The sequence below is a fragment of the Clostridium fungisolvens genome (assembly GCF_014193895.1).
GTDB classification, from domain to species: domain Bacteria; phylum Bacillota; class Clostridia; order Clostridiales; family Clostridiaceae; genus Clostridium_AR; species Clostridium_AR fungisolvens.
On sequence record NZ_BLZR01000001.1, the window covers coordinates 2,712,991 to 2,732,110 of the forward strand.

A 19,120-nucleotide genomic window follows, 5' to 3' on the forward strand; every position below is an offset into this window, starting at 1 on the left:
ACTGAGTCATACACTCTGCAAAATCTGCTTTTAAATAGTTTTCCATAAAATTTTATCTTGCAATAATTTCCAAACCATCTTCTGTTACAAGAATTGTGTGCTCCCACTGAGCTGAAAGACTTCCGTCCTTGGTAAGAGCAGTCCATCCATCACTTGGGTCTATAAATAGCTCATAGCTTCCTGCATTTATCATAGGCTCAATTGTAAATACCATCCCTGGAACTAAAATCATATCTGTTCCTCTTTTACCATAGTGAGCAACAAAAGGCTCTTCATGAATATCTAATCCTACCCCATGACCTCCAAAATCTCTAACCACCGAGTATCCGTTTTCTTCTGCATATTCTTGAATTGCAGCTCCTACATCACCTAAAAACCCCCATGGTTTAACTGCTTGTAGCCCTTTTTCTAAACATTCCTTAGAGATTTCAACTAATCTTTTAGCCTCTTCGGTTACCTCTCCAATCATGAACATTCTCGATGCATCTGAATAATATCCATTAAGTATAGTTGTTGCATCTACATTTATAATGTCTCCACTTTTAAGTACTACATCTTTACTAGGTATTCCATGACATACAACGTTATTTATTGAGGTACAGATACTTTTAGGGAATCCATCATAATTAAGAGTTGCCGGGATTCCTCCATTTGACACTGTGTAGTTATAAGCTATATCGTCTATTTCCTGTGTTGTCATACCCTCTTTAATACTTACACTAATTAAGTCTAAAAGTCCATTATTGATCTTGGCACTTTCTCTTATTCCTTGGATTTGTTCTTTTGTCTTTATAAGATCTGTTGTTGGCACTATATATCCCTTATCTCTTAAATCAATTAATCTTTCATCAAAACTCAAGTGACATTTTTTATATTTTAAACCGCTGCCACACCAACATGGCTCATTTCTATTCATCATCATAATTCATCCTCCATTTATTTATTATTTGATTTTTCCACCATGAAAAAAGCATTCATAGACTTTATTGTAATTAAAATATATTTCTTCATAGCCCTGAAACCATTCAAATTCTCCATTAATTATGCAGTGATATTGATATTGCCCTTTTTCATACATAATTGGTCCGCGATAAGGATTTTCCTTCGATACTAAACTTAATACTTCCTTTAAAAATTTTCCCGAAAATGCCTCATCTAAAACTCTTCCAGAATAATTCATTGACCATATTGGAATATTCTTATTCCATATGGCTTCTTCTCCTGAAAATTGTTTTCCTCCGAGATATGTGTCAATGTATTTAAAATCCCCTTCTACATACTCCAAATCATGAGAATTTGGTCTTGAAGCTTTAACTTCTGAACCATTTCCCGCATACGTGGTTTTTTTAGCTCTTAATAAAAAATCTATTGCATCATCATTTATATTATTAACTTTATTTGATTCTATGGATAAATGACAGTTTTCTTCATAATCATTTACTAGTTTATCAATACTTACGTTAAAGAATTCACTTAATGCGATCAGTTTTGCGATATCTGGATATGACTGCCCAACTTCCCACTTTGCAACTGCTTGTCTTGAGATCCCCATAATTTCAGCTAATTTTTCTTGTGATAATCCCCTTGATTTTCTCAATGTTTGCAATTGTTCTTTAAAACTCATCTATCTCACCTCATAAATTATTATACTACCATTACTTAGGCATCTCTACCAACTAAATATAGCAATATTTGCAACTATAAGTAGCCTTTCAATTACATTATAGACTTAGTTATAGATACTTTTCATAATCAACCTTTAGAAAAGCCCTGTTTATGGCACACTTTACCGTAACAGTAGTTTTAATTAAATAAAAATGAATACCTTATAGATATTCATTTTATCACCTAAATGATCCATTTTCACATTCCACTCTAAAATTTATAAATTATTCTTAGTCTAAGTTTAATATTGTTTCCTTTTCACTTAGTTTTGATAATTCAACACTTGTGTTCCATAAATCTCTTCTATTTTCTTTGTTATAGGAAAGCTCCGAAGATTTTATTTCTCTTGTACCATCAAAATACTTTCCTGTTGTTTCCTTAAGTTCAGGATTAATTACTAAAGCAGCTAATGCTTTACCTGACTTATTCGCAGTATTAACATTTGATAGGAATAAAGCAGCAATATAGTTAATATGTTTCGTAATAAATCTCATAAAAGGAGGGAAAGTTCGTGAAAACCCTGTTCCAGGCATCTGTCCGGGATTAAAAGCATTTACTGTAATATTTTTATTAGTTTGCTTTTTTATTCTTTCAGCTAACTCGTAAGTACAGTATATATTACATAGTTTTGAAGTTGAGTACCGACGTTGTCCAACGGTAAGCATACTTTCATTTTGATTCATTTCCTTAGGATATGCTAACAATCTAGCATTCTCATATACTGGAGTAGCTACTATTGTCTTTTTTGCTGGATCATGAGTTCCACTGCTAACAAAAACTATCCTACCTGAATCAGTCATTTTTCCAAGTAGCATATTGGCTAGTAGAAAATGCCCAAGATGATTTGTCCCAAAAGTACTTTCAAAGCCATCTTTTGTGTAATAAGTTTTATCAACCATAATTAATCCTGCATTACAAACTAGAGCATATAGCGGCGGATAATTTGAACTAGAAAATTTGCTCACAAAACTCCTCACAGATTCTAATGATGCAAGGTCAAGTTCCAGAGAAGTTATGTTGCTATTATCTGTTTCTTTAATTAACGAATTTACTGCTTCCTTTGCTTTAGCCGCATTACGGCAAGCCAGTATAACATGATTGTTTTTATCTGCCTTAGCAATATTTTTAGCACATGCATAACCTAGTCCTGAGTTTCCCCCAGTTATAATAATCGTTTTTTTATTTAAATTCATTTCAGTTAACATAGTTACACTCCTTTTCTAAAAGCAAGATTAATTTTTCTCTTTATTGACACTGTCAACTTGAGTTTATTATAGGCTCATACATTGACGGTGTCAACATAATATTATAAAATTAATTATAGATATACTAGTTCAAAATAAAATCAAAACTGATTATTAAATTACCATCAATATCTATATAAATATATTTTTAGAAGAGGATACTATGAAAAACAGTAATGATACAAAACAAAAGCTGATTGATGTCACAAGACAAATGATTGATACAAAAGGTGTTGATTCAGTTAGTATGCGTGACCTTGGAAAAGAAATGAACTTATCTAGAAGTGCAGTTTATGTATATTTCAAAAATAAAGAAGATTTACTTGCAGCCATTGTGACCGAAGATTTTGAAATGCTAAAAACTCGCATTGGCAAATTAACTCAAGAAATAAATGATCCTAGAAAACTTGTTTATGAAGTTTTATATGCTTTTTATGATTTTGGGATAAATAATCAGGAGCATTATAAATTAATGTTTCTAAAACAATGGGATAAAAATCAATATGATAATCTACATATTGCGGCCATTGAAGTATTTGAAATCTTCTATAAATGTTTAGAAAAACCTCATGAACAAAAATATACCGTTAATAAGCCACCTCAGCAATTAACAGCAATGATATCTGCATTTATACTAGGCCTTGTAGAACTTAATTCTACTGGACATTTAGAACCCGAAAAAGGATTAAATAATCCAACTGGCTTAATTAATTCGTTTATAGATTTGATTTTTGTTTAAGCTTTTGATTATTAAAATACAAAAACACTAGATTAATAAAAATACTAATCTAGTGTTTTTTAAAAATTGATTTCACTGATCGTTTCACCACATCAAAGAAACTTAGAGATGAAACTATATGACTTGGATCAACATAAACTCGAATAGCACGAAGTACTTTTTTTGCATCTTTAGAAGCAAAAGTATATGTACCGTTTCTCTTCGTTCTGATTGCATATCGTGGAATCCACTTTCCTTTGAACATAATTGAGGCAATTACGTAATCAACTTCTTCCCAAGGAATTTGAATAAATTTGTGAGCATCACGAGTATTATAAAACTCGAAACCTTTATCTCCGATCATGATTTTACCATAATCTGAAAGCCCGGTAAAAGCTGTTGCATCAATTACTAAATCTACCTTTGTATTAAGTGATTGAACCATTTGATCTACCTCGTTTCTAATTATATGCACATTTATTGCTATTATATATTCTTTAATTGTTTCTATCAAGTGGTCTAAAGTCAAATAAAAATAACATACATTTCCCAATTCATTTCAATAACTTTGCAAAAATTGTTTTTCTTATCCTACTTTAACTACTTTATATGTTAACAAAAGCCCAGGCTAAAAAGCCTAGGCCTAGTTAAAAGTATTACATTAAACCGATTAAGTGGGCAACTATACCAATTGCGAATAATCCAAGGATTATAACGATTGGAGATACTTTCTTCTTAAGTAACCACATACAGATAAGTGTGATTATTAATCCAGCAAGTCCTGGGATTAATGAATCTAAGTTACCTTGTAATGTTGTAACTTTAGTATCAGTTAATGCCATACCAGATGATTGTTGTAGTAAAGCTTGTTGAATACCTTGAGCTCCAGCAGGAAGTTTGCTCCAATCTATGAAAGCACCTTCACTTAATTTAACAGATGATACTACTGGTGCAAATCTAACAGATACCCATCTGTTAACTAATGATCCTAGTATGAACATACCAAGGATAGATGCTCCCTTTGTAATATCTTGTAATAAACCACCTGATAAATCGTCGCTGATACGAGATCCAGCTTTGAAACCAAATTCTTGTGTATACCACATAAATGCCATACGGATAATATTCCATGCTAAGAAGAATATTATTGGTCCAAGTACGTTACCACTCATAGCAAGTGAAGCACCTAATGCTCCTAATATTGGTCTTACAGTGAACCAGAAAACTGGATCTCCAATACCTGCTAAAGGTCCCATCATACCTATCTTAACACCTTGAATAGTTACATCATCTATTGGTGCACCATTTGCACGTTCTTCTTCTAAAGCTAGAGTTACACCAATAACTGGTGAAGCTACATATGGGTGAGTGTTAAAGAACTCTAAGTGACGTTCTAATGCAGCTGCTCTCTCTTCTTTAGTTGTATATAATCTTTTGATTGCAGGAATCATTGCGAATGCCCATCCACCGTTTTGCATTCTTTCATAGTTCCAAGAACCTTGAAGGAAAAATGAACGGAACCAAACAGAAATACGATCGCTTTTTGATAATTTTAATTCTTTTGCCATTTTCGTACTCTCCCCCTTCTTAGTATCTATCGATAAGATCGCCTACTGGATCTCCAGTATTTGAACTACCACCATTACTTGATCCACCTTGTTTACTAAGTGCTAGGTAAACAAGAGCTAAAGCTACACCTAATGCACCTAAACCGATAAGTGTAATTTGTGAAACTGTAGCTAATACAAAACCGATTGCAAAGAATGGCCATACTTCTTTTGTAGCCATCATGTTTATTACCATTGCATAACCAACAGCAACAACCATTCCACCACCAATTGCTAAACCGCCAGTTAACCAACCAGGCATAGAAGCAAGTAATGAACGTATTGGATCAGCACCAATTGCTAATATTAACCCTGCAGGTATTGCAATACGTACACCTTGTAAACAGATAGCAGCAATTTGCCACATTTCAATAGCTCTAAGATTTCCTTCTTTAGCAGCTGAATCCATGAAGTGTACGAATGCTGTAGCAATAGTACGACATATGATTGTTAATAATAATCCAGCAACAGCTAGAGGAACAGCAATAGCGATTGCTGAAGCAACTCCGCCTGTACCTTGACCACCAAGAACAAGAATTATTGCAGATGCAACAGATGCTAATGCAGCATCAGGTGCAACAGCAGCACCTATATTTGCCCAACCTAAGGCGATCATTTGAAGAGTACCACCTAAGATTAAACATGGTAATAAGTTACCAGTAACTAATCCGATTAATGTACAAGCAACTAATGGTTGATGGAATTGGAATTCATCCAATATACCTTCTACACCAGCTAGAAATGCTACAATAATGACTAATATTATTTGAATTATATTTAAAGTCACGATTATTAAACCTCCTTTTTTCTAAATAAATTAGACTACTTAAATAATTAAATTATTTAACTTTAGCTAACTCGTCTTGTGCTTTTTTAAGTATTTCATCCATATTTCCCTTTGAATCATTTGGTACTTTACGAACATCGAAATTTAGTCCAGCTTTTTTAAGTTTATTGAATGTATCAATATCTTGCTGATTGAAAGCAAGCACTTTACTTGGTTGAACCTTACCTATAGAGTGAGCCATTGAACCAACATTGATTGTCTTCAAAGGCACTCCAGCTTCTACTACTCTAAGAACATCTTGTGGATTTTCGAAAAGTAACATTGCACGTTGACCTCCAAAATGTTGGTCGTCTTTTGCAAGTTTGATCATGTGATCCACTGGAATAACATGAGCCTTTACTCCTGGAGGAGCAGCTTGTGTTATTAAGTTCTTACGAAGATTATCTCTAGCTACATCATCTGAAACTACAATAATTCTTGTAGGATTCATAGCTTTTGTCCAAGCAGTTGCTACTTGACCATGAAGTAAACGTGAGTCAATTCTAGCTAGAACATACTCAAATTTTCCTGGTGCACCTGCGTTAGATTGTTGAGCTGAAGCTGCTTTAGCAGTTACTGGTTCTAAAGCTTCTGGCTTAACCTTAATTCCTTCTTTAGCTGATGTTAAGATGAAAGATGCAATTTCATGTGCAGTTCCCATTGATAGACGTGCACCGTATGCTTCAATCAGCATTGGTAGATTTAAACCAGCTACAATTGCCCATTTGTCTTTGTGTTCTTCAAATAAAGCATTTGCTTGATTGAATGGTGTACCGCCCCAAAGATCAACTAAGAATAAAACCTCATCTTGGTTATCAAAGGATGCGATTGCTTCTTTCATTTTTGCTTTAAGGTCATCAGGTCCTTGGCTTGGCATTAATGCAATAGCTTTAACGTTTTCTTGTTCTCCGAAAATCATTGAACCAGATTGTAATATGCCTTGAGCAAATTCACCGTGACTAGCAAGAATAATTCCTACCATTTGTTTATACCTCCTAATTATATATTTGTTACAAATACAAAAAGCATGAGCATCAAAATAAAATCTATAATATAGGTTGGAGTTTCGCCACACTGTTTATACATAAAATTTAATCATTAAAAAAATAAATAATAACTTTATAAATTGTATAAACTATATGATTATAACTAACCAATATTAAATAATTTTATTTAACTACGCTCATGCCTAATCGAATCAGTAACATGTCGAATATTAATTTTTATTGCACTCTACTTAGAAGCCATATCTAAATGTTTCTCTCTTGAGTACGTTTCCATAATAACATCTTCTGAAATACTTTTCAACATATTTTTTAAATTTTTTTTATTTTTTTTATTTCTTTATTTTTCTACGTTAAAATTCCACCTACTTTCCATAAAACTATAAACACAGGTCAGTGGTTTCATAAGTCCAGAATTACAAGCATGTAATGTAATGTCTTTATTAGTTTTTACATTTGAAAATCATTAATAGATTTAATATGAATATCAAGTATATAATGTTATATATAGAATTTTGTTATAGATAAGGAGGATTATTTATGCTATTTATGATGATTGTGAAAGCCTCAAAGAATTCTGAAGCTGGAAATCTCCCAAGTCCAGAACTCATCGAAGCAATGACGAAGTATAATGAGGAACTAGTTAAGGCAGGGATACGCGTCATTGCTAAAGGACTTCATCCAAGTTCAGATGGGATTCGGATTTCATATCTGAACCCTGGGGAAAAGCCTACAGTTACATATGGTCCCTTTACGGAAACAAAAGATGTAATTGCTGGGTTCATTTTAATTGATATTGAGTCCAAGGAAGAAGCCATTCAGTGGGCTATGCGGATGCCAGATCCACAGGGATATGGGGAGGGCCAAATTGAATTACGTCAAGTATTTTAGACATGCAGCTAATCAAGCACTATGAAATTTTTCTTACACCAAGTTTATTCTGCTTTCCTAGAAGTTTTTGCAATCTCATTTGTTCTTTTAGTAATTTTGCCCGAACAGAAATATTCAAGATTAAAACAGTTGAAAAAACATTTAAGAGGACACGTACAATAATGCTGCAATTAGATTTATCACCACGCTTAAATCACAACTATTTAAATAGTTAACTATTTACTCATATACTGCGGGTTGCAGGCTTTTTGCTTTTCAATTACAGATTAATATCACTTTTTTAAGCTGAAAGAAAATTATATTTCTCATTGCAATAATGTATTACATAATTGATAAACTTTTTAACTTCATTTAATCTTTTTATTCTTAATGGATATAATGAATTTTTCGAGGTGCCCTCTCTTATTCTTAAAGCCTCTTGAATGATCAATCTAAAGCTATCCGGCAGATTATTCATCTGATATTTTGCTGATTCAGTTTTAGAAATTATATTCTTATTTTCAAGTGTATATAAAATTCTGCATAAGGTTAAAACAGAAAATTCAATCCAATAGTCTGTAAGGAAAATAAGGTTTTTATCCATTTTGCCTTTCCAGTATTTATTTAAGTTGTAATTCATGTTGTCTATAATATTAGTCCATTCAACATCGAGTTTCAATTCATTAATATCAGGACTATTTATGCCAATCCCATTACTCTTCAAGGTCCACCATGTAACATAGTTAATATCATAGTATCCATAGTCATGTAGGCTATTATCGGCAAAGTATACATAAGGAGTTATATCATCATTAACCTTACCGATTTTGTCCATAGTAATATACATTCCTTCCATTCTTTTAGCATACTTAAACTTGTCATTTAGTTCCTTATGGATAGTTTTCAATCTAACTATTTCTTTCGCAGTAAATTCCTCATTTAATATAGTTATAAAATCAATATCACTTTTATTTATGTCAAATGCACCTAAGGCAACGGAATTGTATAGATAGACTCCATATATTTTATTACCAAATGAGTTTTTTAGTTTTGATTCATATTCAAATAATAAAGATTTTATAATTGTTGGAATTCTATCATTCATGTTTTTAACCTCTCATCTTTATATCATGTATCGCAATATACACATATTGTACTATAATTGTATTTTTTTACAAGTAAGAGTTGTGAAAATATAGTATTATCTCTTTACTGTTTTCGATATTTGTATTTACTAATGGGATTGTGTTAGGAGTTATAAAATGCATATTGAAGATTTATTACTATCATAAATCTTCATCTTATTGACAAGGCAATCCTTGTATATTAATATATGTATATGCATATATATTTTCATCTTATCTTTTACAATTTAAAAATAAGATTTTAATTTTATAATTTGCCTATTTTATTTTTAAGTAAATACTGAGTAAGTAATTAAAACAAGCTATTCATAGTATATTTTTACTCATATATATGCATATACATGTATTTTAAAGACTGCAGCTTTTAAATATGTAAAGATAAACTATTTCTACCCAGAACCTACCTTCAAGACTATACCGAGTTCTGATGAAAGGATAGTAAAATTATAAGCCATATTATTAATTTACCAATCAATATAAGTAAAGAAAAATTTTATATAAATTTAAAAGTGAGGAGTATATTTCAATGAGTCTAATAACTTTAAATGAAGAGAAATGTATAAAATGTGGAATGTGTGTGAAGGAATGCCCTACAAACGTAATAAAAATGGCAGATAACGGTCCTGTGGAAATTAACCCAGATGCATGTTTAGCCTGCGGACATTGTGTAGCTGTTTGTCCAAAGGAAGCTATTGATAATAAAAAAACACCACTTTCAGAGCAAATTAGCATAAAAGATGCACCAAAGTTATCTGCAGAAGAAGCCGAAACCTTTATAAGGTCTCGTAGATCTATCCGAAGCTTTAAGGATAAAAGTGTATCTAGAGAGGATTTACTAAAGCTAGTTGATATCGCACACTACGCTCCAACTGCAAGTAATCTTCAAGGAGTGTCGTTTATAATTGTGGATGATAAAGAAGCAATAAAGAATGCTGCAAAGACTTGTGTTAACTGGCTTGAAAACCACCCTGTATACAGCAAAGCTTTTTCTGGAATGATAAATCAGTTTAATCAAACTGGCGTAGATACTATTTTGAGAGATACACCAAGCCTTATTTTAGCTATATCAGATAAAAACTTTTTTAAAGCAAGAGAAAACTCCATATTGTCTTTAACATACCTTGAACTGTTTGCCCCTTCACTTGGTCTTGGATCATGCTGGGCTGGAGTATTTGAATGTTGTGCCTTAAGTGATGATTCTCCTATCCTAGAACTCTTTAAGGTTCCAGAAGGAAAAAAGATTACTGGAGCTGTTATGGTAGGTCATCCTAAGCATTCATTTAATAGATTAACAACTAGAAACAACCTTGACGCAACTTTTTATGAAAAATAACGAAAAAGCCCCTGAAATATCTGGGTTTAGCTAAGTTAAAATTTTATGATTTCTACACAGTAAAAAGATTGGGTACTTCGTGTATCCAATCTTTTTTGCTTCTATAATATAAATCTACTTTATACAAAGCTTTGTATTTGAGCCAAGGTGTCTAAGAAATCATTATATTTTTCCTCACCGATTTCCTCTATAATCTTATTTTGAGCTTCTTTCCATAAAGGTATTGCTTGCCTTAGTTTTGCAGTTCCTCTTTCTGTTATAGATATACATCTCTTTCTCGCATCATCCTCTGCAGCTCTTACCTCTATGAATCCATTCTTTCTTAAAACCTCTATGCTACGAGTTACGGTTGTCTGATCCATTAATAATATTTCTGACAATTCACCTATTGTACTAGACTCACGAGAAGCGATGTCCGCTAACAAGGCGAATTGTGTTGACTTTAATCCAATCGGTTGAAATGCTTTATCATAATAGAGAGTTGTTACTCTAGTTGTCATTCTTAAATTTCTACAAGCGCAATCTTTTATTTTCTTTTTATTCTCTTCAGTAAACATATGTGAACTACCTCCTATCATATGTACATACATATAATAAGCCTGCTTTATTATTTGTGTCAAGTTCACTAAATTCATCAATAAGCTTTTTTGCCACCATAGTTACTTTTATAAAAACTAACTTAGTATCTCTATTTAAAGAAATACTTATTAAACACAAAAATCATTTTAGTTAATTACATATATTCGCATTTAAAGTTCGTAAACTTAGCATATTCACTACAGTTTCCTCCATATGCGTATAAGCCTATGATAACTCCAGTGAAGCCACTGGCAACTTCAGTTGATAAGTATCTAGTTTTTGCTGTTCCTATAAGAATTTCTTTATCCTCTAATTTAAGATAAAAGCTGTAGAAATTATTATTTGCTTGGATAACCAGTGAGGCTTTATTGTTTTTTAAAGCTGCAGTGTTTTCTACGGACTTAATATCACCTATATTTAACCTTTCAATAACTTCGTATCCTCTATCACTCTTACGTATAGCTAGATCATAGTGATGATCTTCATCCATATATAGTGTGATACCTGCCTCACCATCAGTAATAGATACATCGCAGGAAATTACTGCTTTAAAATCCTTCTGACGAAGTCCTATAAAAGTTGGAGAAGCTGCTTCATCAAGAGTTATTTCTGTTCCTTTTAGATTCAACATACTTTTCTCAAAGATATAATTTTCATTGTGAGGATGTCGTAGATAGCACCAATCCTTATCCCATTCTGTGTTTTCGAAGGTATAAGATCTTTTGTCCATCTGTACCACTTCATCACTTATTCGATCTGAATCAATGTTCTTCAAGGTTGTACCATTATGCCCTGCCCTAAACCATCCATCTTCCTGAAAAGTCACCTCAGTCATGAATACTTCACGTCCTAAATGATGATACATTGCCCACTTATCTATTTGACGGAAACCTAGATGAAGCAACCACCAATTTCCACTGTTATCCTCAATAAGGTCTCCATGACCTATTCCCTGTATTTCATAACCTCCTAGATTACGATTTGTGAGCACCGGGTTATGAGGATACGCCTCAAAAACCCCATAAGGAGAATTACTACGTGCATAGGTTATCATATGACCATATTCAGTTCCCCCTTCTGCTACCATGAGGTAATAGTGTCCATTTATCTTATATAGATGAGGACTTTCAAGATAACGACCACCTGATCCCTGCCATATCACTTTGCTTTCTGTGAGCCTTCCACCAGTTTCAATATTAATTTCACACTGATATATGCCATTAACTCCATTTTCATCAGCTTTGGTGCTCATAAAATATGTTTTATCTTCTTCAAAGTAAAAAGAAGGATCGATCCCTCCTTGATCTACAAAAATGGGCTCGGACCATTCTCCGTAAATATCATCAGTGTATACATAAAAATTTTGATTTGTTGTATTGTTTGTAGTAGTCATATAGAAACGTCCATTATTGTATCTTATGGTTGGAGCAAAAACTCCACCAGAGCTATTTACCTTTTCCAGCTGAACCTGACTTTTTCTTGTGAGACAGTGGCCTATCTGCTTCCAGTTGATAAGATCCTTACTTTCGAAAAGAGGAACTCCAGGAAAGTATTGAAAGGAACTACATACAAGATAATAGGTATCCTCTACCTTACAAACGCTTGGATCTGGATAAAAACCTTTTATAATTGGATTATTATATTTCATATTCATACCTCCGATTTACTTTTGGCTATATAATGCTAAAATCATGACTCAAGCTATTTTAATATGCTAAATTTCATACATCAGCTTTGTAAGCCTATATTCTAATTAAGTTGATATAATTTTGCAAAGGTTTCAATAATAATATAATAATATGAAAAGGTATTTTATTCCTTAATTATTAGGACTGAAATTAGCATTATATGGACAATAAAATAAGAGCCTAAATTATAGACTCTTATAAAATATCACCTTAAGTATTATTGGTTATTTAAAGACAGAAAGTATCTTACCTGTACTTTCACAAAAATATTTTACTTACTCAAATAAGCCTCAAATTCTAAATCAACTTAATTTTCTATTTTCCAATTCTTTTTGCATTAGCTGAATTAGGATCCCAGCGATCTGCTTTTAAATCTAACCTATCTAAAGCTTCTTTTATGTTTGATAATTCCACATCATTTAGCTCTATATCGGCAGCTTTTATGTTTTCTTCAATTCTGCTTAGTTTTCTGCTTCCTGGAATAGGTACTATGAATGGCTTTTGAGCCATTACCCATGCTAAGGCAATCTGAGCTGGTGTAGCACCTTTTTCCACTGCAATTCTTTTAATCAAATCTACTAATATCTGATTTGCTTCCATACTTTCTTTTCTGAAACGTGGTTGTCTGCTTCTTGTATCATTTTTTGCGAAGATCTGATTTACATCAATAGTAGCTGTTAAGAAGCCCTTCCCAAGAGGTGCAAATGGTATAAACCCAATTCCAAGCTCTTCAAGCAAAGGCAGCAGTTCATTTTCAGGTTCTCTCCAAATCATAGAGTATTCACTCTCCACAACAGTTAAAGGACAAATAGCATGAGCTTTTTTAATAGTTTCAATTCCAGCCTCAGAAAGTCCCCAGTGTCTAATCTTGCCTTCATCCATTAATTCCTTCATAGTCTCTGCTACTACTTCAATTTCAGTATTAGGATCTACCCTATGCAAATAATATAAATCTACATAATCTGTCTGAAGTCTCCTTAATGAGCCCTCTAAAGAAGCTCGTATAACTTCAGGTCTAGCATCTAACACTTGTACTCCATTTACAACCTTGATACCACATTTTGTTGCGATAACTACCTTATCACGATATGGTTTTAACGCTTTACCTACTAATGTTTCGTTGAAGATAGTTCCGTCATCATTTTGATAGCATTCAGCTGTATCAAACATTGTGATTCCAGCCTCCACTGCACCTCTAATAACTTCAATCATTTTCGCCTCATCTGAAGCTTCACCAAATCCATGGGTCATTCCCATACATCCAAGTCCCATTTCTGATACTTCTAAACCTTTACCTAAAATACGTTTTTTCATATTAACCTCTCCTATCATCACATGTATTGAGTCATATTGATAAACTACCCATACTAGAATTTGCTTTTTTAAAGCCTACTCTCAGAAATCAGCTGAGTTTTAAAAATAAACTTCAGCTTAATATTTATTGTCCATACTTTAACGATACTCCTTGGTGTTAACTCCAAGTCAATAAATTTTTTGAAGCATAAAAAATTACGGGTGATTATTATTCACCCGTAAAGACATTTTATAAGAAAAATACATTTAAATTATGTTATTTCTATGTAGGCAAAAACAGATATTAATTACTAAATAATTATGTAAAATATCATACTCTGCCATCAAAATTCTTATCATGAATTAATGTTCTAAATGGAACTTTACAAAAGCCGTTGATATGGATAATATCATAAATTAATATATAAATAATTTTCTTTAGTGATACCCTCCTGAATTATAAATTAAATGCTTTATCAAAAAAAATTCACTATAAACTGAAGTATAACTCTTAATGGATTGTTACCTTTAAATATCCCTATACCAAATAAAATTACACCACTGGATGTTATGAGCCATCCCAATGTACCGTCAAACATAAAATGAAATTCTAAGATAAGAAGTATTGCTCCTAAAATCAGAAATATTATATTTGCCATTTTTCTCATTTAAATCTCCACCTTATAGTTTATTATTGGTCACTTATTAACTCATATTAAATTATACATAGATTACATACAAACTATAACATAGATTCTAGATAAATACATTTATTACGTGAGTTTTTTATAACCCATTTGACTACGAAATACGGATATTTGGAGTTGCATTAGAATAAAGATTAATTAATATGCTTAATGGCTAATAAAAATAATTATTAATAAAATAGGAGGTGGCAATATGGCAACCATAAAGCGCAGTAAAACTTCTGCGATCATAAAGAAAAAGAAAACCGTAATTCCAGAAGAAATCTTTGAAACAGAAGCTCGAAAATTATACCGAGAAGTTGCAAAGCTTATCAGTAAGGAAAGAACCTCATCATACAAAGATTAGTGTTTTTTTAATTATTTATGATGAATATGCCTTTAATTTTTACAATCTGTTTTAAAGAGCTGTGGATATCTACACAAATTTAAAGCCCTTATTTTTATATGTTCTTCAGAAAAATAATGTATAAACTAAGAACTAAATGGTATTATGAAAAAAATGCGACGTAACTTTTAAACTTTAAAATATGAACAATGTTCTTTGAAAATTGAATAATGCAGTGAAAAAATTATTTTAAAACACTATAAGGGCTACAGTTTTCTTAGAATTAATTGGTAATACATGGTATGATTAATGATAATTAAGACAGAATGGTAAGAATTTATGTACTTATAATTTTAAGATTAGGAGGTAGGTATGTTGAACGATATTAATGGTGAATATTTAAAGATCAACAACTCAAATCTGTTTTATTCGTTAACAGGAGAAGGAGAACCATTGGTTTTTATTCATGGTAACTTTAATGATTCTCGAATTTGGGATTATCAAATAGATGATTTTAGCAGGAATTATAAAGTAATACGATATGACTTAAGGGGATATGGCAAATCGGACACCCCTATATCTTCTTTTTCGCATTGTGAAGATTTAAAAGAATTATTTGATTTTTTGAAAATTAAAGATGTTACAGTAATAGGGTCGTCTTCAGGAGGAAGTGTTGCAGTTGATTTTGCTCTTCAATATCCAGAATTAGTGAAGGCACTGATACTTGTAGCTCCAGCTATTAATGGATACCGTTATCCAGTAAGGATAATGTATGAGGCAGTGAAAAGTATTTATTTATTAAAATCAAAAGGATTCGAATTGTCCTTTCAGATAAAGATAAAGCCTTCAATATAAAGGTTGGAGAACGTGTTCACAAACAGATATATAACTCAAAAAAGGTTGTTATTAATGATTGTGGGCATCTACCTTTTGTAGAAAAACCAGAAGAGTTTAATAGAAAAGTACTAGATTTCTTAAAAGAAACGTTTAAATAATTACCACAAATCTAATAAGTATATTAATTTGGTTACTGGTGATGTTTTACTTGATATTACTCAATCTTCATATTATGGAGTTAATAAGCACTGGTAGCCGCATTTCTGTATATATTACTACGTCCCCACATGTTGGTAAAACCATCTCTATCAAACATATCAGCGTAGATTTCCATTAGTCTATTAGAGTTATCTTCTATCTGCTTTGCGATATAAGACTCTTTTTCATAGCCGTACCACTGATTCCAAATAGGTCCATATACATTAAAAGCCCAGCAGGAGTAATAATCAAAACTTTGCCCATCCATCACCTGCATAATAATTTAAAATTGCTTGAGCATGGTCTAGCATAATCTCTTCATCAATTTCGTAACCTTCTCTATATAAAAATGCCAAGTCCAACATATTAAATAGACGCCAGTTTTGGGGAACAGTACTTTTATGATCAAAACTACTTATAAAATCAGCTATTTTATCTTTTTCCTCCTTGGTGTAAGTATCCCAAATCTCACTTTTACATGTCCAAAGACACACTACTAAAGCACAGGTCTCAACAGTTTGCTGAAATACTCTAAAAGGATCTTTACTATGAACAATATTCATTAACTCAAAATAGTCACCTACATAATTTGTATCCTCTTTTGTGCAAGCTCTCAAAATCTGTTCTTTATAATAATCTCTTAAATTATAGCCACAGATCATAAGCTCTGGATTATCATGAATAAGCGGTGCCGCAACAAAGAAGGATCTTGCTAAGCCTTCAAAAATCTCAGACTTCTTCTCTAATTCATAAATTTCTGAAGGTGAAGACTCATGTGGATAAGTTATCTTAGTTTCCTTTCTAGGCATAACAACGGGATCCTCAAAAGCTTTAATATTTTGAAACACACCAGTTAGTAAATACTCCCCTGCCTCAATCCAGCTTTCTCTTGTTAGTCCTGTATAGGGGATGATTATAAAATCCAAGGTTTTGGGCTGAAATATCATCTTTATTCTCCTTCATTACCAGATAAAAAGTTCCTTACCTGTTAATTTCCAGATGGCTTCGATGAAAAAATAATCACCATATATAATTGAAAATTCATGGTTTTTATCATGAAAAGCAGCTGTACATTTTTCTAGGATATTATCAGTGTTCTCATCCCAGTTGCAGCTTTCCTCTGCCAAAGCTTTTATTAGCTTAGTAGCAGCATTCTCATAAATTATCCTATCAACTTCCTTTACCTGCTTTGAGATTTCTAATAATCCACAGGCAGCAATAGCCGCTGCAGTTGAGTCTTCATAAGTACAATCCTTTGGTTGTCTAAAGTCAACAGGTATCAGCCCTGTATCTGGTATATTTTCAATAAAGTAATTTGCAACCCTAAGAGCTGCATCTAAATACTGTTCTTTCTTAGTATGAATATAACTCAAAACAAATCCATATAATGCCCAAGCCTGTCCCCTAGTCCAAGAAGATCCCTCTCCATATCCCTGGCCACCATGGGACTTAACATATTCACCGGTTTCTGGATTAAACTCAACAATATGATTTACTGAACCATCTGGTCTTATAAAGTGTTTTTCAGCTGTATCTGCATGAAGCATGGCAATTTGCTTGAAACGTGGATCACTTATTTCCTTTGATGCCCAGTAAAGTAAAGGTAGGTTCATCATACAATCGATAATTGCGAGGCCTGTATTTTTGCTTTCTCCCCAATCATTCCAAGCACGTATGAAGGAACCAGCAGGATTGAATCTTCCAGCCATATTATTTGCCGCGAGCAGTGCTCTATTTTTAGATGCCTCATTACCTGTCAATCTGTAATTTGCAACAGAAGTAGGAAGCCACTTAAATCCATTGTCATGATCAAGTCCTTGTGCCTCCATAAGATTTTTATCCAATATTTTTTCATTATTCTCTGCAATTTCTCTGTACAAATGATTGTTTGTAGCATGATATAACTGCCACATCATGCCTCCCCAAAAACCATTGGTCCACCAACAGAAATTACTTTTTGCCATGTCGTCAAATCTGCCGTTAACTGTTGAATAAGGTATGTTCTCCCTATTACGACCTGCAACAATTTCAGATTTTTTAATAATTTTCTCAAAAGTCTCCTCTACCCAATGTAACTCACTCATTACCCTTTCCCTCCCATATCTTTTTAAAGGTTTAAAACTTTGTAATTTATTTAGTAGCGATTTTGCATCTTTACATTGTTCTATCTATCGACTTATTCTATATTATTTTAATATCATGTTATCCCGATAATCCCTTGGTGACATACCAGTAAATCTCTTAAACTGTCTTGAAAAATGAATATCGCTTTCATATCCGCAATTCTCAGCAATAGTTCTGATGCCAAGCACAGACTGTAAAAGATAGAACTTAGCCTGCTCTATTCTAGCATTAATCACGTCATTCATACAGCTTGTCTGAAATGTATGTTTGTAAATGTGCTGCATATAAGAAGGACTAACCTTGAGCTCCTTGCACATTCTAGTAATAGTCCACTTCTCCTGCGGATTATTATAAATCTTAGCTCTTAGTTCCAATAATTTCTGATACAAAGGCAGTGACTTTATAGAATCGTTTTTATTTTGGAGCTGCTCAGAAAGCTTATATAGTAGTATTTTTACGTAATGATCTAAAATATCCTCCTTGTAAGGACTTTTAGAATGCATTTCATTAATGATTAAATTTAGAATCAAAGATAGAGACGTAATATCATTTAGAACCACTGGTTTGTTTAAAACAATATTCAGTTCTTCAAAAGGTGGCTTTTCCCCCTCAAAATCAAAGTGCAGCCAGTCATTTATATATTCACCACTTTTATTTCTATAGTTTGAAGGTACGTTTTTATCAAATAATACCATGGTCCCAGGAGGTGTCTCATATTCATTTCCATCAATTGAAAAAGAGGTTTCTGACTTTGTGATTAGTAGCAAATAATCCTTACTACCTTCAACATGCCTTACCACAAAATTCTGAGGATGATGATTGTTACACCCTCCTATATTTACCTTTATCATAGTTTTCTCCTAATTTAATCAACTGTTTTATTATTACTTATCATATATAGACAAACTACTTCATTTAACTATTATCGCCAGTTATTTTTATGATCACTTAACCTAT

Annotated in this window: 19 protein-coding genes and 1 pseudogene; 5 read left to right on the forward strand and 15 right to left on the reverse strand. The window is 32.5% G+C overall.

Features of this window, described 5'->3' with window-relative positions:
- Positions 1 to 52 precede the first annotated feature (52 nt).
- The 3 genes from bsdtw1_RS11775 to bsdtw1_RS11785 form a co-directional block, all read right to left on the reverse strand.
- Positions 53 to 922: a methionyl aminopeptidase gene (locus bsdtw1_RS11775; protein ID WP_183277759.1), complete on the reverse strand. Its 870-nt coding sequence runs from the start codon at positions 920 to 922 to the stop codon at positions 53 to 55.
- Positions 923 to 943: 21 nt separating this feature from the next.
- Positions 944 to 1,624 carry a DUF5680 domain-containing protein gene (locus bsdtw1_RS11780; RefSeq protein WP_183277760.1) on the reverse strand — a complete coding sequence of 227 codons (681 nt, stop codon included), beginning with the start codon at positions 1,622 to 1,624 and terminating at the stop codon, positions 944 to 946.
- A gap of 271 nt (positions 1,625 to 1,895) precedes the next feature.
- Positions 1,896 to 2,870 carry an SDR family NAD(P)-dependent oxidoreductase gene (locus tag bsdtw1_RS11785; RefSeq protein ID WP_183277761.1) on the reverse strand — a complete coding sequence of 325 codons (975 nt, stop codon included), beginning with the start codon at positions 2,868 to 2,870 and terminating at the stop codon, positions 1,896 to 1,898.
- A 202-nt stretch (positions 2,871 to 3,072) separates the two neighbouring features.
- Here bsdtw1_RS11785 and bsdtw1_RS11790 point away from each other — a divergent pair, with 202 nt between their 5' ends.
- Positions 3,073 to 3,648, forward strand: a complete 576-nt coding sequence (locus bsdtw1_RS11790) for a TetR/AcrR family transcriptional regulator (RefSeq protein WP_183277762.1) — start codon at positions 3,073 to 3,075, stop codon at positions 3,646 to 3,648.
- A gap of 49 nt (positions 3,649 to 3,697) precedes the next feature.
- Here the strand turns inward: bsdtw1_RS11790 and bsdtw1_RS11795 are convergent, their stop codons facing one another.
- From bsdtw1_RS11795 to bsdtw1_RS11810, 4 genes are all read right to left on the reverse strand, one after another.
- A complete protein-coding gene (locus bsdtw1_RS11795) occupies positions 3,698 to 4,072 on the reverse strand; it encodes a DUF956 family protein (RefSeq protein ID WP_183277763.1) in 375 nt (124 codons plus the stop codon).
- A 211-nt stretch (positions 4,073 to 4,283) separates the two neighbouring features.
- Positions 4,284 to 5,195, reverse strand: coding sequence for a PTS system mannose/fructose/sorbose family transporter subunit IID (locus bsdtw1_RS11800; protein ID WP_183277764.1), 912 nt, complete (start codon positions 5,193 to 5,195; stop codon positions 4,284 to 4,286).
- A 19-nt stretch (positions 5,196 to 5,214) separates the two neighbouring features.
- Positions 5,215 to 6,021 (reverse strand): PTS mannose/fructose/sorbose transporter subunit IIC, encoded by an 807-nt coding sequence (locus bsdtw1_RS11805; RefSeq protein WP_183277765.1) that lies wholly within the window; start codon positions 6,019 to 6,021, stop codon positions 5,215 to 5,217.
- Between the two features lie 52 nt (positions 6,022 to 6,073).
- Positions 6,074 to 7,042, reverse strand: a complete 969-nt coding sequence (locus bsdtw1_RS11810) for a mannose/fructose/sorbose PTS transporter subunit IIA (RefSeq protein ID WP_183277766.1) — start codon at positions 7,040 to 7,042, stop codon at positions 6,074 to 6,076.
- Between the two features lie 562 nt (positions 7,043 to 7,604).
- Here bsdtw1_RS11810 and bsdtw1_RS11815 point away from each other — a divergent pair.
- Entirely contained in the window at positions 7,605 to 7,955 is a 351-nt protein-coding gene (locus bsdtw1_RS11815; RefSeq protein ID WP_183277767.1) for a YciI family protein, read from the forward strand.
- Between the two features lie 280 nt (positions 7,956 to 8,235).
- Here the strand turns inward: bsdtw1_RS11815 and bsdtw1_RS11820 are convergent, their stop codons facing one another.
- A complete protein-coding gene (locus bsdtw1_RS11820) occupies positions 8,236 to 9,039 on the reverse strand; it encodes an aminoglycoside adenylyltransferase domain-containing protein (RefSeq protein WP_183277768.1) in 804 nt (267 codons plus the stop codon).
- A gap of 566 nt (positions 9,040 to 9,605) precedes the next feature.
- Here bsdtw1_RS11820 and bsdtw1_RS11825 point away from each other — a divergent pair.
- Positions 9,606 to 10,412, forward strand: coding sequence for a nitroreductase family protein (locus bsdtw1_RS11825; RefSeq protein WP_183277769.1), 807 nt, complete (start codon positions 9,606 to 9,608; stop codon positions 10,410 to 10,412).
- 119 nt (positions 10,413 to 10,531) lie between these two features.
- Here bsdtw1_RS11825 and bsdtw1_RS11830 read toward each other — a convergent pair whose 3' ends face one another.
- The 4 genes from bsdtw1_RS11830 to bsdtw1_RS11845 all read right to left on the reverse strand — a co-directional run bounded on the left by bsdtw1_RS11830 (position 10,532) and on the right by bsdtw1_RS11845 (position 14,640).
- Positions 10,532 to 10,969, reverse strand: a complete 438-nt coding sequence (locus tag bsdtw1_RS11830; RefSeq protein WP_183277770.1) for a MarR family winged helix-turn-helix transcriptional regulator — start codon at positions 10,967 to 10,969, stop codon at positions 10,532 to 10,534.
- A 176-nt stretch (positions 10,970 to 11,145) separates the two neighbouring features.
- Positions 11,146 to 12,639 (reverse strand): glycoside hydrolase family 43 protein, encoded by a 1,494-nt coding sequence (locus bsdtw1_RS11835; protein WP_183277771.1) that lies wholly within the window; start codon positions 12,637 to 12,639, stop codon positions 11,146 to 11,148.
- Positions 12,640 to 12,994: 355 nt separating this feature from the next.
- Entirely contained in the window at positions 12,995 to 13,993 is a 999-nt protein-coding gene (locus tag bsdtw1_RS11840; protein ID WP_183277772.1) for an aldo/keto reductase, read from the reverse strand.
- A gap of 455 nt (positions 13,994 to 14,448) precedes the next feature.
- The gene (locus tag bsdtw1_RS11845; protein WP_183277773.1) at positions 14,449 to 14,640 is read right to left on the reverse strand and encodes a hypothetical protein; all 192 of its coding nucleotides are present in this window, start codon (positions 14,638 to 14,640) and stop codon (positions 14,449 to 14,451) included.
- Positions 14,641 to 14,872: 232 nt separating this feature from the next.
- Here bsdtw1_RS11845 and bsdtw1_RS11850 point away from each other — a divergent pair, with 232 nt between their 5' ends.
- Both bsdtw1_RS11850 and bsdtw1_RS11855 read left to right on the forward strand, forming a co-directional pair.
- Positions 14,873 to 15,025: a hypothetical protein gene (locus tag bsdtw1_RS11850; RefSeq protein WP_183277774.1), complete on the forward strand. Its 153-nt coding sequence runs from the start codon at positions 14,873 to 14,875 to the stop codon at positions 15,023 to 15,025.
- Between the two features lie 351 nt (positions 15,026 to 15,376).
- Positions 15,377 to 15,859 (forward strand): alpha/beta fold hydrolase, encoded by a 483-nt coding sequence (locus bsdtw1_RS11855; RefSeq protein ID WP_244638159.1) that lies wholly within the window; start codon positions 15,377 to 15,379, stop codon positions 15,857 to 15,859.
- 220 nt (positions 15,860 to 16,079) lie between these two features.
- Here the strand turns inward: bsdtw1_RS11855 and bsdtw1_RS11860 are convergent.
- From bsdtw1_RS11860 to bsdtw1_RS11870, 3 genes and pseudogenes are all read right to left on the reverse strand, one after another.
- Positions 16,080 to 16,986 (reverse strand): annotated as a pseudogene (locus bsdtw1_RS11860) (DUF2264 domain-containing protein).
- Positions 16,987 to 17,001: 15 nt separating this feature from the next.
- Entirely contained in the window at positions 17,002 to 18,123 is a 1,122-nt protein-coding gene (locus bsdtw1_RS11865) for a glycoside hydrolase family 88 protein (protein ID WP_183277775.1), read from the reverse strand.
- Positions 18,124 to 18,225: 102 nt separating this feature from the next.
- Complete coding sequence (locus tag bsdtw1_RS11870) at positions 18,226 to 19,014, reverse strand: AraC family transcriptional regulator (RefSeq protein ID WP_183277776.1); 789 nt, start codon at positions 19,012 to 19,014, stop codon at positions 18,226 to 18,228.
- Positions 19,015 to 19,120: the final 106 nt, after the last annotated feature.